We start from the raw sequence: 15,350 nt of genomic DNA on the forward strand, positions 1-15,350 counted from the left end.
ATTTTAGAGAGGGAAGGATGATGAAACTACGAATGCTAAGCGTTGTTGTAACAGCTTTGATGGCAACCAGTGCGTATGCGGATGACCACCAAGAAGGCGTTTATTTGGGCGTCTTTGGTGACTACTATAATGCTGAGTGGGAAAACAGCCGGGATGCAGCTGGTGTCACCGTTGATGATTCAATGGGGTGGGGTGCCGAGCTGGGTTATCGCTTTAGCAAATACTGGAGTGCTCGTCTTGAGTATGCTGATATGGACTTTGATTTGTCTGGATTACGTAGCGACTCTGCAGACGGTGATAGAATTGGCATTGATGGCCTTTACCACTTTAATGGCGGCCCTTTCTATGCACTATTTGGTCTGAAATCAATCGATGTGTTCGACAATAACACCTTTGCCAATGTGGGCGCGGGTTATCGTCATCACTTCAGCGACAACTTTGCAGCTAACTTTGAAACGGCTATTTATCAGGGCATTGATCGGGGTTACACCGATGTGGGCGCAAAGCTTGGTATTAACTATTTCTTTGGCGGCGCGAGCAGCAGTAAACCTGTTGAGCCAGCACCAGCTCCGCAGCCCGAGCCAGTGGCTGTTGTCGCAGCGCCTGTCGATACGGACAAAGATGGCATTTATGATATGGATGACCAATGTGCCAATACACCAATGAGTGATGCAGTGGATGCACAAGGGTGTACTTTGTACGAAGACAAAGAGGTGACTGTCAGCCTGTTGGTGCGTTTCCCGAACAATAATTCAAGTGTGTCACAACAGTATCTTGATGATATTCAAGCTGTTGTAAGCTTCCTGAAGGAGCACCCAGAAACCACCGTGGTACTTGAAGGCCATACTTCCGCTGTGGGTAAAGCTGACTACAACAAATGGTTATCTAAGAAGCGTGCTGATGCAGTTGCCAAGCAGCTTATTGAGAAAGGCATTGATGAGATGCGCATCACAACAGTGGGATATGGTGAAGAGCGTCTGAAAAATACCGATGACTCCGCGCAAGCCCATGCTGAAAACCGCCGTGTTGAGGCAAAAGTGAAATCTGTAGAGCGTGTCAAAGTTAAGCGCTAACCCTTGTTTATTCTTTATTCTACTCTGGCCCGGCATTGTCCGGGCCTTTTTGTCTCTTTTCCTTACTTCAAGCCATTCATATAAACATTGTTTTTAACTCAGTATATTCACAGAGTTTATAGTCAATATAAGGCGGCAAAGTGGCGGTTTGATTTTCATCTATACTCTAAGACCTTATAATAAATCATCATATTTTACATATAAGCAAATTTATTAGGGTTTTTAACCCTAAAAATTAATTACCTGTTCACGTCACCAAGAGGGCATTATTGTGCTTCAAGAATATCGTAACCATGTTGAGGAGCGCGCAGCGCAAGGGATTGTTCCCAAGCCGCTGGATGCGCAGCAAACCGCAGAACTGATCGAGTTATTGAAAACGCCACCAGCAGGTGAAGAAGAGTTCATCGTGGATCTGTTTATCAATCGTGTACCACCCGGTGTGGATGATGCAGCCTACGTGAAAGCGGGCTTTTTAGCGGCTATTACACAAGGCGAAGCGACCTCTCCCCTTATCTCTAAAGCTTATGCCGCGGAGCTATTGGGCACTATGTTGGGTGGTTACAACATTGCGCCGATGATTGAGTTGCTGGATGACACCGCATTAGCGCCAATAGCGGTGAAAGGCTTATCACACACCTTGCTCATGTTTGATGCCTTCTATGATGTTGAGGAAAAAGCCAAAGCAGGTAATACATTTGCTAAGCAGGTCATTGAATCCTGGGCAAACGCCGATTGGTTCCTGGAAAAGCCAGCAGTCGCAGATAAAATCTCTGTGACGGTCTTTAAGGTGACGGGCGAAACCAATACGGATGACCTGTCTCCGGCACCGGACGCCTGGTCACGACCCGATATTCCGCTGCATGCGCTGGCCATGTTGAAAAATGAGCGCGATGGCATTACGCCTGACAGAGCGGGTGAAATTGGTCCGGTCACCCAATTAGAGGCGCTGAAACAAAAAGGTTTGCCATTGGCCTATGTCGGTGATGTTGTAGGTACCGGTTCTTCACGTAAGTCAGCGACTAACTCTGTGCTATGGTTTATGGGTGACGATATTCCGTTTGTGCCAAATAAGCGCGTGGGTGGTGTGTGCCTCGGTGGTAAGATTGCGCCTATTTTCTTCAATACAATGGAAGATTCGGGTGCCTTACCCATTGAGCTGCCAGTTGATGATCTGAACATGGGTGATCAGATTGATATCTACCCATACGAAGGGGTCGTTAAGCGCCATGGCAGCGATGAAGTGATCACCACATTTAGTTTGAAGTCAGAGGTGATCCTGGATGAAGTACGCGCCGGTGGTCGTATTCCTTTGATCATTGGACGTGGGCTGACTGACAAGGCTCGGCATGCGCTGGGATTGGACCAGGAAGATATTTTCTGTAAACCTAAATTGGTAGAGGACTCAGGCAAAGGGTTCACATTGGCGCAAAAAATGGTTGGTCGTGCCTGTAATATGCCAGGGGTGCGTCCCGGTCAGTATTGTGAGCCAACAATGACCACTGTGGGCTCGCAGGATACCACAGGGCCAATGACTCGAGATGAATTGAAAGATCTGGCATGTCTGGGTTTTTCGGCTGATCTGACGATGCAGTCATTCTGTCATACCTCAGCTTACCCTAAGCCTATTGATGTGAATACCCACCATACTCTGCCGGATTTCATCATGAATCGTGGTGGCGTATCACTGCGTCCAGGCGATGGCGTGATCCACTCATGGCTGAACCGCATGTTGCTGCCAGATACCGTGGGGACAGGCGGTGACTCCCATACCCGTTTCCCATTGGGGATTTCATTTCCGGCCGGATCGGGGGCTGTGGCATTTGCAGCTGCAACCGGTGTGATGCCGCTAGATATGCCAGAATCCGTATTGGTGAGGTTTAAAGGTAAGATGCAACCCGGGATCACGTTGCGCGACCTGGTTCATGCGATCCCCTACTATGCGATTAATCAAGGCTTACTCACGGTTGAAAAGAAAGGCAAGATCAATGAGTTCTCTGGCCGCATTCTTGAAATTGAAGGGGTTGAGCACCTGACTGTAGAGCAGGCATTTGAATTGTCCGATGCATCGGCTGAGCGCTCGGCTGCGGGCTGTACGGTTAAATTATCTCAGGAGTCGATTGAAGAGTACCTGAATTCCAATATTGTCATGCTGAAGTGGATGATTTCCGAAGGGTATGGTGATGTCCGTACCATAGAGCGCCGTATCACCAAGATGGAAGCATGGTTGGCGGCTCCTGAGCTGATGACGGCAGATGCTGACGCAGAATATGCACATACCATTGAGATTGATTTGGCTGAAATTAAAGAGCCTATTCTGTGTGCGCCAAATGATCCGGATGATGCACGTCTGTTGTCTGAGGTAACCGGTGAAACAATTGATGAGGTGTTTATTGGTTCTTGTATGACCAACATTGGTCATTTCAGGGCCGCAGGTAAACTGCTCGACCATTTTGGTGCCCGGCTACCCACACAGCTTTGGGTTGCGCCGCCGACTAAGATGGACAGAGATCAACTGACCGATGAGGGGTATTACGGTATTTACGGCCGCGTCGGAGCGCGTATCGAAACGCCTGGATGTTCTTTGTGTATGGGCAACCAGGCCCGGGTTGCGGACAAAGCAACGGTGGTCTCGACTTCAACACGTAATTTCCCTAACCGGTTAGGCACCGGTGCCAATGTCTATCTGGCATCGGCAGAGCTTGCTGCGGTTGCGGCAATCTTGGGTAAGCTACCTACGCCGGCGGAGTATCAACAATATGCTGAGCGGATCAATGCTACAGCAGCGGATACCTACCGCTATCTGAATTTCCACAAAATGCCTCAGTACACTAAAAAAGCGGATGATGTGATTATTCAGCAAGCTGTTTAAGTCACCCGTTGGTATCCAGCCAGAGCCAGCTTCATGCTGGCTCTGATATATTAAAGTTGGAAAGCAACTACTTGTTTTTGATTTCTTTTATATCCTGTTCCAGCTGTTTTTCAGGCCTTGTCAGGCGAGGTGAGTTTCTTGACTATCTGGCGAGGTGGCTTATTATTGTACAATAATGTAAGAATCTGTAACCAGGGAGTGGTGCGTTGGTCCTTGAGTTACTTTCCAGTCTACTCTGCGCAAGGTCTAACGTTATGAATAAATCACTTATGATGGCGTGTTGCCTGGTTTCAGGCAGCGCTGTGGCTGCACCTAACCCTTCTTTTAGTGAAATCCGACTTGGTTTTGAATCTATTGAATACAGCGAAGCGCTCAATGATTTGAGCGGGCTGGGTCGTCTGACTCAGGACGCAAAAGTGCGTAATCCCACAATCAGGCAATTGTCCTACTCTGGTATTAATGACGACTGGGGTGTGTATATTGGGACTGCTGCAACCATATATCCGGGTCTGGATACAGAAACCTGGTATGTCAATGATTTTCAGGATCCCAACGATAGCTCGGTAACGCACCAGTTTGGCGCTGTGCAGCATAACGATTTCAAATTAAAGTCGAATGAAATAGCGATGAGCGCTGCCTATAACATGACTCGCGCATTGCAAGTCACTATGGGCGGGCGGATCTTCACCGCTAGCTTTACTCGCTCGGACTTTCGGTTCGCGCAACCAGGAGCGGGTCAGTTTGATCAGGTCTTACAGTCTGCCCCGCGCGGTGATGGCGATCCCGTTGCGCGTTTCAATTTGCCCGGGCAAAATAATACTGGCACGGGGGACCTGGAAGGCTTGCCAGGCAATTTGCAGCCTGCGGTTTCTACCACAGAAGATCAGTTGAGCATTATTGCTGCCGCCGGGTTGAGGTATGATAGTAAACTGCAGGAGCCATCGAATAAGTTTAGCTGGTATGCAGACGCCGAAGTGACACTGCCTGTTTATACCCGCGTACAGAATACCCGGACTATTGAGAGAACACTCAGTGAAACTTTTAACGGCTGGGGCGTGCAGGGGCGTGCTGGCGTCCGCTACCAGGTTTTTGAAAGCATTGCTGTGATGGCGGGGCTGGATGTATCCTACAAAGAACGTGATGCTATCTCTGAATCAGATGGCAGTCGTCGCACTGTCCCGGACATAGAGTATACCAATATATCCCTGTCAGCCGGGATCCAATGGAGTTATTAATGTACAAACAAAGCAGTATCGCCTTATTACTGGCAGTAACCTTATTAGGCGGGTGTAAGACACTGGATTCAGTGAGTAATATTGTTAGCAGTGATAAGGCAACCCCGGAGCAGATCCAGGCTGCCTATCATAAAGCTGAAGCGGCCTATCAGGAGGCACAACAGGCAATAGATTTGTCTGTCCAGGCGGAGCTGGGGGAATACGACAGCGAACGGACGTCAAAAGCGAATAAACTCTGGCAATCTTTGCAAGAGGACTTTGCAGAGCTCACTGCAAACCCCGCGGAGTCATTAGAAAGTGCCTCCCTGTTTTCTTCGGACACCAAAGCTGATGATGTGATGGCACTAAGTCAGGAAATTGTCAGCTTGATTGCCGCAGCGCAGAGCGCTAAGCAAGCGATAGTCAGTGTACTGGAACCCGTCCGCGCTCATTTTGCGGTACTTGATACACTTGAAGCTGAGCAGCAGTTTAAGCGCCGTTATGCGCGACTTGCGGCGCGCCATGAGGACTTCAAAGAGATGTTGGTTGCTGGCAAACGCATTGAGGTTGAGGGAGCGTTGCCTGAAATGCGGTCTCAGCTTAATGCGCTGGAACAGGACGCTGCTGAGCACTTTTTCCTGGGAAATGTGCTGCGTGATGTACGAACGCTGGCAAACTCAGATAAGGCCGACACTTTGCCTACCGTATATCAGGACGTAAAAGCCACGACGGAGTCTGCGCAAAGTTATATTCGCCAAAATGTGCGTGCTTATGAAGACATCAGGCTGAAGGTGAAACTCGCTGAGTTACAGATAAAAAGAATGGGGCAGCTTTTTTCCGAGCATTTGCGCAGGCAGGCTGCCATTGACGATAAGCGCGCTGAAGCCCCGTTGCTGGCACTGGAAGCACAGCTCTTAGAAATGACAAATAAGGCTGGTTTAGGGGATCTGCGTCACCTGAGTTTTAGCGAGCAGTTGGAGGCGATTAACAATAAGCTTTAATACCGTGTACCCAGAGGCTGTCGGCATACACTGGGACAGCCGGGTAAATAATGACAAAAATAACATAAAAGGCATATAAGCCTTTAAATTAGCTGTATTTTTTCAATAAGGAAAAACATGAAGTTTGCAATGAATGCGAGGTGGCGGTGTTTGCCACTTATTTCAGCCATGGCCTTTACATTGGCCGGTTGTGGCGGCGGGAGTGATAAACCAAGTACATCCCTTGACACCCAGCCAGATACACAGACAAACCCTAAACCAACACCAACACCAACACCCACCGAACCGGAAAACCAGCCTCCGGTAGTCAGTATTAACGCGACCGGGGATCAGCTAGAGCGCACAGCATTTACACTGACAGCCGAGGGAAGTGATACCGACGGTTCAGTGGCAAGTTATGTCTGGACACACAATGCGCCCTTAGAGTTGACAGAAACTGCCACCAATACGGCCACGCCCAGCTACACTGTGCCGGACATAAATCAGGATATTACAGTCACATTTACTGTCACGGTGAGCGATGATAAAGGGGCTACAAGTAGCGCCAGCCAAGAGGTTTTGATCAAGCGAAAAATTAACTCAGTGACCCTGACCGGTGTTGTGACGGACAAGCCGATAGCCAATGCACAGGTTGTGGTGCAAGCCGCTAGTGCACAAGCGCAAGTGAGCGCATCCAGCGAAGGTCAGTATACCGCAACGCTCATTGTGGATGAGAGCGAGGCCGATCGTCCGGTGGTGGTAACCGCAACTGGGGTTGATGCACAAAGTCAGGTCGAATTTGTATCGGTACTTCATTCGGTTGCCCGGTTGGAGCAGCAAGCGGGTGAGGATGGTATTTTGGACAAAAGTGAGCACTTCGGTGTGAATGTGACCAATGTAACCACCGCTGAATATGCCTTAATGACACGCACCGGCACAACCATTGAATCGGATGCACAGTTGGAGCAGGCGTTATTGAATGTGGATGCTGACGAGCAACTTACCCTCGCATCTTTGATTAAAATTGTGGTGGACAACGACGAATATAATCTGCCAGAGGGCGTTAACACCACGCTGGATTTAATCGATGATGAGCAAACCGCGCAGGCATTCGAAGATGAATTGAATGCGGCTGATCCGCAGCTGATTGCACAGACCAGGAAAAGTATTAAGTCGGATGATGATTTGATTGCTGCGCCTCACACCTCACTTGAGGGGGATTTCATTGTTCAATCGGTGAAGTACGCAGATCTGCCACCCTATCACATCAGTCTGAATGAGGCAGGGAGCGGCTCAGTTTCGGCAATTAATACGGTCGAAATTGACCGCTGGGTGCAGGATCAAAACACCGTAACCATTGCGCTGAAGCAGCCGCTTCATGTATCCACAAAGTGGCACAGAGACTACTCTGTCTATCCATCAACGCACAGTAAGCATATGGTGTATGTTGATGTAATCAAGCTCACGGTACTGGCAGAAAATGCCGTGTTCAGAACCGTCGATATCGACGAGTTGGGACAGGCGGTGATAGAAGGTGATAATGCCGGCACGCAGGTGCACCAAGTCAGCTACACCAGTAATCTGATCGACAAATTGAAAACGGTACAAGTCACGCCAGAGTCGTTGCTGGGGGTTTGGTACCTGGACTTGAGGGACGCAGATGAAGAATCTCAGAAATCAGCACCCCAAAGATTTGAGTTTAAAGCTGACGGGCAGGTTATAGCGCTGGATGACCCCGATGATGAACTCAGCTGGCAATTAACCGATAACACTTTAACGGTGAGCTACCGTGAAGGCGATGTGACGGGCTCAATTGCGTTCTGGTTCACCAAGAAGCTGGATACGGGCTACCAGGTTGTGAGCTTGGACCTCAGCGTGCCACAGTGGCCAAATACCGAATTTGGTCTGATGATCGTTGCACAGCCCGATTTGGCTTTGACTGAAGAGACGGCTGCAGGTCGCTGGCATGGCTTGATTGGTAGAACTGAACAATTCGATATAGATCTGTTTGATACCGGTAAGACGCATTTTAATCTGTCTCAAGATAAGTCAACTTGGTATATCAAGGACGGTGAGCTGTATCGAGACTACTATAGTTCCACGCGCTGGCCTCAAGACGAAGGGTGCCAGTCAGATGAGCCCGATTGTATACTTGACGCCCGGTATAAATATCAACTCGTGGCTGTGTCAGGGAATGAGCGATACGTGATACAAACCTTTGAAAATTATAACTCAAAGGGAGAGCTATTCTTCACCAGAGCCAACCTGTTTGTTTACCAGTACAGCGATACGATAGCGCAGCGCGAATTTTACCAAAGAAACCTCGAACGCAAGCAGCAGCTTCGGGTTCATGACGCAGAGCAAGGTTGGCAGGAAGTGTTATTTGGCACCGGTATTACGCCACAAAACGCAGATGCACCCAACCAAGGTGAGGCCGGGTATCAGCTTTCTTTACAGGGGGTGACTTATCCTGTTGCCTTAAGAGCAGGCAAGCTGGCATTTACGAAGGACGAAGAGGCGTATTTTGTCGATCTGCTGCATTACGATCCGCACAAAATGGTGGTGTGTGTGTATGCAGCGGCAACAGGCTGTCACGAGGCAGATCGCCAGACTTGGTTCTTCAGCCCCACCATGTTTACGGTGGCAGTCAGTGCTACAGGTAATGGCTATGTTGATCCGGATTCTCAGCAAGTCATAGAAGGTCACAGCACAGGGTTAAACGTTATACCCGATGTGGGTTATATGATCGATACCATCCAGGGTTGTAATGGTTGGCTAGACGGCAGGTGGTACGAAATCCCCGAAGTAACGGGATCCTGTGAGGTAACAGTAGCCTTTGTCGAGCGGCCCAGTCTGGCTAAACAAGTTGGGATAACAGATCCTGTTCTGGCACAGTGTGTGGATGAGCTCAACGTCTCGTCGATTGAAGAAGTGACCGTTCTGGATTGCAGCAGTCATGATGAGATTAGGTCTGTTACTGGATTAGCTAATCTGACCCATCTGGAGACGCTTAAGCTGTTGAATCTGTCTGTCACTGAGTTAGATTTGTCTGAGCTTACGCAATTAAGGGTGTTAAAAGTCTTCCATGGCTGCAATGGGCTAGCTCAATTAACGCTCTCAAATCCAGAGCGAATAGAGGAGCTTACCTTAAATTATTGCGGCTTAACCAACGCTCAGATTACAGCGCTGGAACTGAGCCGTTTTACAGCATTAAGAGAATTAGATTTGAGTGTTAATCAGTTAACGGAACTGGATATTTCAACTCTAAGTCAGCTGGAATCTTTAAGTGTAAGCAGCAACCCGCTGAGCCAACTCACCACAGGTAACCATCCGCAATTAACGACTCTTTTAATATCGAACAACCACTTAAGTACTCTGGATCTGACAAACATGCCTGAATTGTCAGTGTTGGATGCATGGCACAACGACTTTGCACAACTTGACTTAGCATATAACCCTCAGCTGCGGATATTGGATATTAATGGGAATCCTGTTGAGCAGCTCGATTTATCGGCGAACCCACAACTTCAGGAGCTTGATGTTGGCAATTTATCACAGCTAACTGAGTTGGACCTGAGTCAGCAATCTCAGCTGATTGAATTGGATGTTGGAAACAACAACCATTGGCAGACACTGACTCTGGCACCAGGCGTACCACTGCGATATCTGAATATATCATCGAGTCCAAACTTACTGGATATGATAGATAAAACAACTTTTAATGCCTTAGTTCAATTAGGTATAAATCAGATTGGTGCGGCAGATTTGGATGCGGCAGATATCGATTTGGCTCAGCTGAGCAACTTGGAAGCACTATCTTGGTTCAATGGGGAGGTAGAGCAGCTGGACCTGTCTGAATTGCCTCAGCTTAAGCGCTTCTATCTGACAGGGAGTTCCTTAACTGAGATAAGCTTTAGTGAACAAACACAACTAACCGACTTGGTCCTGCAAGGGACTAAGTTGACCAGTTTAGATTTGAGTGCTCACCCGCAACTTAAGTACCTTGATATCGTTAATACAAAAATTACCGCGTTAGACCTCAGTCATACCCCCTCTTTGCACTATCTCGATGTGCAGCAAAGCGCAGTAACTACCGTTTCCGGCATTGAGTCTATTTATGATAAAGGTGCAACACTTGATTTTACCCTCAATCCGCTTAGTGATGAGACTATGGCCTATCTGGCGAACATGCAGGCGCAAGGTTACAGCAATTTGCGTTTTGGTCAGGTGTCGCGTGCTCAGATAAAAGTAACTGGTAATGGCCAGGCTGGTAGGCTTTATGTGGAAATGGCTGAAGGGCAAAAATTTGACCTTGACCTGAGACCCGATCCCGGTCATCAGCTTGGCAGCGCCACCGGTTGCCCGGGTGAGTTACTGGACACAGTTTACCGGCTTGGCCCATTGCGAGGGGATTGTGTGTTAGAGGTGGAGTTTGTGCCTCAGCCTTAATTCTATGCCAGCGTTGTGCTTTGCGGTTTAACCGACACGGCACTGACCGCTAAAACAGGACTTTGCACACAAAGTCCTGTTTTTGTATGCAGTACACAGTCAACTTATGACTTGTGTATTTTTGATTTAAAAAATTGCAAAAAACAGGCTAATTATTCTTTTAAACCGACTAAATAAACAGATTCAAAATCACAATTCCCCTATAAATAGATTAAGATCTCCGCCAAATTGTCATCCCTAGGCGAGAGCAAAATGACCGCAGTAAACAACCAGAATTTGCTACAACTTCGTTTTATTCAACAAACACACATCGATGCCGTTAAACCTTCGTTTAACCGTCTGCCAGATAACCCTTATGCAGACGGCGCATTCCGTAAACGCCGTTATTCCGTATTGAAATTTGCCAATGGTGAGGTGGCTCTACAGCCGACTAAAGCTTTTGTGCAGGACGACTCAATCAACACCTTTCAGGGTAACATTGAGCGCGTTTATGAAAATCTGGAAGCAGACCTGATCCACAGTGAAGGTTTTAAGCACCTGCTGAATGAGTTTAGAGCAATGACAGGTATCAGCGATGAGCGTGATATTGAAGTGCATCAGTTCCGCATGCTAGCCATTGAGAGTGATACACCGCCAGCACCAGAAGGCGTGCATCAGGATGGTTTCGACCATGTGTGTGTCTGTGGTGTTTCGCATGAGAACATCGCGGGTGGTGAGTTGCTGGTATACGAGCACAAAGACGCTGAGCCTTGCTTTAAGATGGAGATCAAAGATGGCTTGTTTGCCCTGGTCAATGACCGTGAGGTCTGGCACAACGCGACGCCAATGAACAAGCTGGATGCCACGCAGACCGGGTATTTGGACTGTTTTGTATTTACCGCGTAAGAGGCCATTATGAATCTGAATCAAGTGCGTCGTCAGTTTCCTGCCCTGATGCAACAAGTAGCAGGCCGTTCCCCTATTTTCCTGGATGGTCCAGGGGGCTCGCAAGTGCCGCAGTCTGTGCTGAGTGCCATGTCTGCGTATCTGGGTTACTTTAACTCCAACCTTGGCGGAGCCTTTTTCTCCAGTGATAAAACCGTCGAGCTGATGGACAATGCGCGTCAGGCAGTGGCGGACTTGCTCAATGCGCCTGCCAAAGAGCAGATTGTTTTTGGTGCCAACATGACCAGTCTGACGTTTAGTTTTAGTCGCGCGATTTCACGCGACTGGCAGGCCGGTGATGAGGTCATTGTTACCAATGCGGATCATTACTCCAATGTCTCATCATGGCGTCAGGCCGCTGAGGACAAAGGAGCGAGTGTGCATGCCGTGAAGGTGAATGAAGCTGATTGCACGCTGGATATGGATCATTTCCGTAGTTTGCTTAACAGTAAAACTAAGCTGGTGGCAGTGACTTATGCGTCTAATACCACTGGCTCTATCAATGACATTAAACAGATCGTTGAACTGGCGCACCAGGTTGGTGCACTGGTATATGTTGATGCCGTGCACTATGCACCCCATGAGCTGATTGATGTGCAGGCACTGGACTGTGATTTCCTGGCGTGCTCTGTCTATAAGTTCTTTGGGCCGCATGTCGGTGTGGTATACGGAAAGATGGCCCATCTGGCTGGCTTTACGCCGTACAAAGTCGAACCTGCAAAAGACGTGGTTCCGGGCCGCTGGGAAACAGGCACTCAAAGTTTTGAAGGGCTGGCTGGGGTTGTGGCTGCCATTGACTATATTGCCTCGCTGAGTGGATTACCTGAAGATACCCCGCGACGTGAACGTCTGGGAGTGGCTTTTGCCAATACTAAAGCCCATGAAATGGCGTTAAGTGAGCACTTCTTGTCACGTCTGCAGGCATTTCCGCAAATCCGTTTGTATGGTATCGAAGATACGGCGCGCCTTGCCGAGCGGACCCCGACGTTTGCATTGACCTTTGATGGCATTGCACCGCGCACTGTGTCTGAATACCTGGGTAAACAGCATATTTGCGTGTGGGATGGTAACTTCTATGCGCAGGGTTTATGTGAGCAGCTGGGTGTGATGCAAAGCGGTGGCGTTGTGCGTATCGGTTGTATGCACTACAACACAATTGAAGAGCTGGACACTTTGTTCGGACACTTCGAAGTATTACTGGCACAGTAGTACAAAAAAAGGCGTCTGAGGGCGCCTTTTTTATGCACCAGATATCAGCAGCCGTACTGAGGCTTGTTACTGATGCAACCCAGATAGCTCATACAGTGCCAGGCGGGTTGTGTATGTGGGCAAGTTACCGGTGCGAGGCTGTTACCGCCGGCAACGCCGTGAGTCTGCTGGTTGTCCAGTGGTGTCTGGTTCAGTCGCTTGATGGATTTCTTTGATAGAGTCAGTTTCATAGAGCTGTCCTTATAGTGTGGTTTGAACAGGTCCATCATATCCGCGGGGATTCTTAGTTGACAATTGAGATTTTTTTAACCAGAAAGGTCTCGCTGCAATTTAGATTAACGAGGGCACTCAGCACCAGGCTCACCAGTTATAAATGGTCTTCAATATAATGATTGAGCTGGCTGATCCGCGCGCTCATCCCTTCAATGATCTTATCTTTGATTTTTTCTCTGATCACATTTGGTAAGCGTGTCAGTGCATCGGGTGTAATAGCCAGCAGGATGGTGTCTTTGCATGCCAGTGCGCTGGTACTGCGTTCCCGGTGAGAAATAAAAGCGCCTTCGCCGAGGAATTCACCGGGGCCAACCCGGCCAATGGCATGATGTTGATCCTGGTTGTAGATAGACAGCTCTCCGCTGAGCACAATGTACAGTCGATTATCTTTGTCAAAACGCCGAAATGCATGTCTGTCTTTGCTGACCAGATACAGGTGGCTAAAGGATTCGAGCAGCACCTGGCGCTCGGACAGGGTAAACTCTTTGAAAAAGGTGAGTCTGTTGAGAATTTCCAACTGTTTGATCAGTGGGATATGCTCCAGTAGTTTCATGGTATAAAGCAAATTCGGATCACTATGACAGCATAGTGCTTGCTTTTTACAATGGGGTCAAGGCAGAAGCCAGTTCAGAAACTGCCGGGCTGTCGCTCGGCAGTCAGGTGCATATTTAGCATCCCGGATCATAGGGAGAAGTTGGGCAAGTTAGTCCCTGATAGGTCATACATCCTGGGTTGTACGGCGAGCTGGCATACATACCACCTGCAGCTTGTGGCGTCAGTTCCTGAGCTAACGGGGTTTTGTTATTCAAGCGTTTGAGCGATTTTTTCTGTAAGCTGATTTTCATAGTCGTTCCTTAAACGTTGTAGTTTTAGTGTGCAAAGTGCACCTATTAAAAGTACGAGTTCAAGCTTTTAGGAACAAGTGATGTTTTTTCATACAGACGACGCTTTCCTCAGGTAAAGTTTCGTTCCTTCAATTTGCGGGTCAGGGTATTACGGCCCCAGCCAATTTTCAGTGCCGCTTCTTGTTTGTGACCATGGCATACGGCCAGCGCAGTTTTGATCAGGCGGGTTTCCAGCTGAGCCTGTACCTGAGGCCAGATGTCTTCTTTGCCCTGATGGAGTTCCTGTTCCAACCAGTTTTGAAAGGCATCCAGCCAGTCGCCTTCGATGGTGTCCACTGCGGTGGTTTTGATTGGCTGGTTTAGCTCTTCTGGCAGATCAGCGACATTGATGACATCACCAGGTGCCATCACTGTTAACCAGCGACAGCTGTTTTCAAGCTGACGCACGTTACCTGGCCAGTGAAATGCCTGCATAACGTTGAGTGCTTCGGTTGTCAGTATCTTGCAAGGCACTTTTAACTCTTTGGCACTGCGCACGAGAAAGTTCTCGCTCAGTTTGGCAATGTCTTCACGGCGTTCACGCAGCGGCGGCAGCTTAAGCCGCACGACATTCAGGCGGTGGAATAAGTCTTCACGAAACTCCCCCTGTTCTACCAGGCGTTCCAGGTCCTGATGGGTGGCCGCAATGATCCGCACGTCGACCTTAACACTGTGATGGCCGCCCACCCGATAAAATTCGCCATCTGCCAGCACTCTGAGCAGGCGGGTTTGCACATCCAGTGGCATGTCGCCGATTTCATCCAGAAACAGCGTACCACCATTGGCCTGCTCAAATCGTCCGCGGCGTATGCTGTCTGCACCGGTAAAGGCGCCTTTTTCGTGGCCAAAGAGTTCAGATTCAACGAGGTCTTTGGGAATGGCTGCCATATTCAGTGCGATAAACGGCTGCTCCCGGCGCGGACTGTGGTTGTGCAAAGCACCTGCCACCAGTTCTTTACCTGTGCCCGACTCTCCGTTGATCAACACGCTCATGCTGGAGACCGAGAGTTTGCCAATGGCGCGAAAAACCTCCTGCATGGCCGGCGCCTCACCAATGATATCTGGCTGTTTGGCATTGTTGCTGGGGCGCTTCGCTTTGTTATTTTGTGAGCTGGCCTGATAAGCGCGCTCCACCAGAGAGACAGCTTCGTCCAGATCAAATGGCTTGGCGAGATATTCAAACGCCCCCTTTTGAAAGGCATTGACCGCTGAATCCAGATCGGAATGGGCAGTCATGATGATGACTGGCAGGTTGGGGTGTTGCTCAGCGATTTCTTCCAGCAAAGCCATACCATCTATGCCGGGCATTCTGACATCTGAGATCAATACCGCGGGTTGATCATAGGTCAGCGCGGTGAGTACATCCTGGCCATTAGAGAAACTCTCTGTTTGAAAGTCTGCACGCGCCAGCGCTTTTTCCAACACAAAGCGAATAGATGCATCATCATCGACAAGCCAAACATTTTTCATGGTGT

At 48.8% G+C, this 15,350-nt stretch carries 11 protein-coding genes; 7 read left to right on the plus strand and 4 right to left on the minus strand.

The features are described 5' to 3' along the window. The first annotated feature begins 20 nt into the window (after positions 1-20). From PRUB_RS07405 to PRUB_RS07435, 7 genes are all read left to right on the plus strand, one after another. Complete coding sequence (locus tag PRUB_RS07405) at positions 21-1,073, plus strand: OmpA family protein (protein WP_040644876.1); 1,053 nt, start codon at positions 21-23, stop codon at positions 1,071-1,073. A gap of 271 nt (positions 1,074-1,344) precedes the next feature. Further along, complete coding sequence (acnB, locus tag PRUB_RS07410) at positions 1,345-3,942, plus strand: bifunctional aconitate hydratase 2/2-methylisocitrate dehydratase (protein WP_010386132.1); 2,598 nt, start codon at positions 1,345-1,347, stop codon at positions 3,940-3,942. A gap of 254 nt (positions 3,943-4,196) precedes the next feature. Next, positions 4,197-5,177 (plus strand): autotransporter outer membrane beta-barrel domain-containing protein, encoded by a 981-nt coding sequence (locus tag PRUB_RS07415; protein WP_010386133.1) that lies wholly within the window; start codon positions 4,197-4,199, stop codon positions 5,175-5,177. Next, entirely contained in the window at positions 5,177-6,157 is a 981-nt protein-coding gene (locus PRUB_RS07420; RefSeq protein WP_010386134.1) for a hypothetical protein, read from the plus strand. Before PRUB_RS07415 ends, PRUB_RS07420 begins: the two co-directional genes overlap by 1 nt. 117 nt (positions 6,158-6,274) lie before the next feature. Further along, on the plus strand, positions 6,275-10,585 hold the full coding sequence (locus PRUB_RS07425; protein ID WP_010386135.1) for a leucine-rich repeat domain-containing protein: 4,311 nt from the start codon (positions 6,275-6,277) through the stop codon (positions 10,583-10,585). 252 nt (positions 10,586-10,837) lie between these two features. Beyond that, on the plus strand, positions 10,838-11,470 hold the full coding sequence (locus PRUB_RS07430) for a 2OG-Fe dioxygenase family protein (RefSeq protein WP_010386136.1): 633 nt from the start codon (positions 10,838-10,840) through the stop codon (positions 11,468-11,470). A gap of 9 nt (positions 11,471-11,479) precedes the next feature. Then, positions 11,480-12,718, plus strand: a complete 1,239-nt coding sequence (locus PRUB_RS07435; protein WP_010386137.1) for a cysteine desulfurase-like protein — start codon at positions 11,480-11,482, stop codon at positions 12,716-12,718. 44 nt (positions 12,719-12,762) lie between these two features. On the opposite strand, the gene PRUB_RS07440 is transcribed toward PRUB_RS07435, so the two are convergent. The 4 genes from PRUB_RS07440 to ntrC form a co-directional block, all read right to left on the minus strand. After that, on the minus strand, positions 12,763-12,948 hold the full coding sequence (locus tag PRUB_RS07440; RefSeq protein ID WP_010386138.1) for a hypothetical protein: 186 nt from the start codon (positions 12,946-12,948) through the stop codon (positions 12,763-12,765). A gap of 137 nt (positions 12,949-13,085) precedes the next feature. Next, complete coding sequence (locus PRUB_RS07445; protein ID WP_010386139.1) at positions 13,086-13,544, minus strand: cyclic nucleotide-binding domain-containing protein; 459 nt, start codon at positions 13,542-13,544, stop codon at positions 13,086-13,088. Between the two features lie 115 nt (positions 13,545-13,659). Further along, positions 13,660-13,836, minus strand: a complete 177-nt coding sequence (locus tag PRUB_RS07450) for a hypothetical protein (protein WP_155946308.1) — start codon at positions 13,834-13,836, stop codon at positions 13,660-13,662. A 108-nt stretch (positions 13,837-13,944) separates the two neighbouring features. Beyond that, on the minus strand, positions 13,945-15,345 hold the full coding sequence (gene ntrC / locus PRUB_RS07455; protein ID WP_010386141.1) for a nitrogen regulation protein NR(I): 1,401 nt from the start codon (positions 15,343-15,345) through the stop codon (positions 13,945-13,947). Between the last annotated feature and the right edge of the window lie 5 nt (positions 15,346-15,350).

Source organism: Pseudoalteromonas rubra (assembly GCF_000238295.3).
GTDB lineage: Bacteria > Pseudomonadota > Gammaproteobacteria > Enterobacterales > Alteromonadaceae > Pseudoalteromonas > Pseudoalteromonas rubra.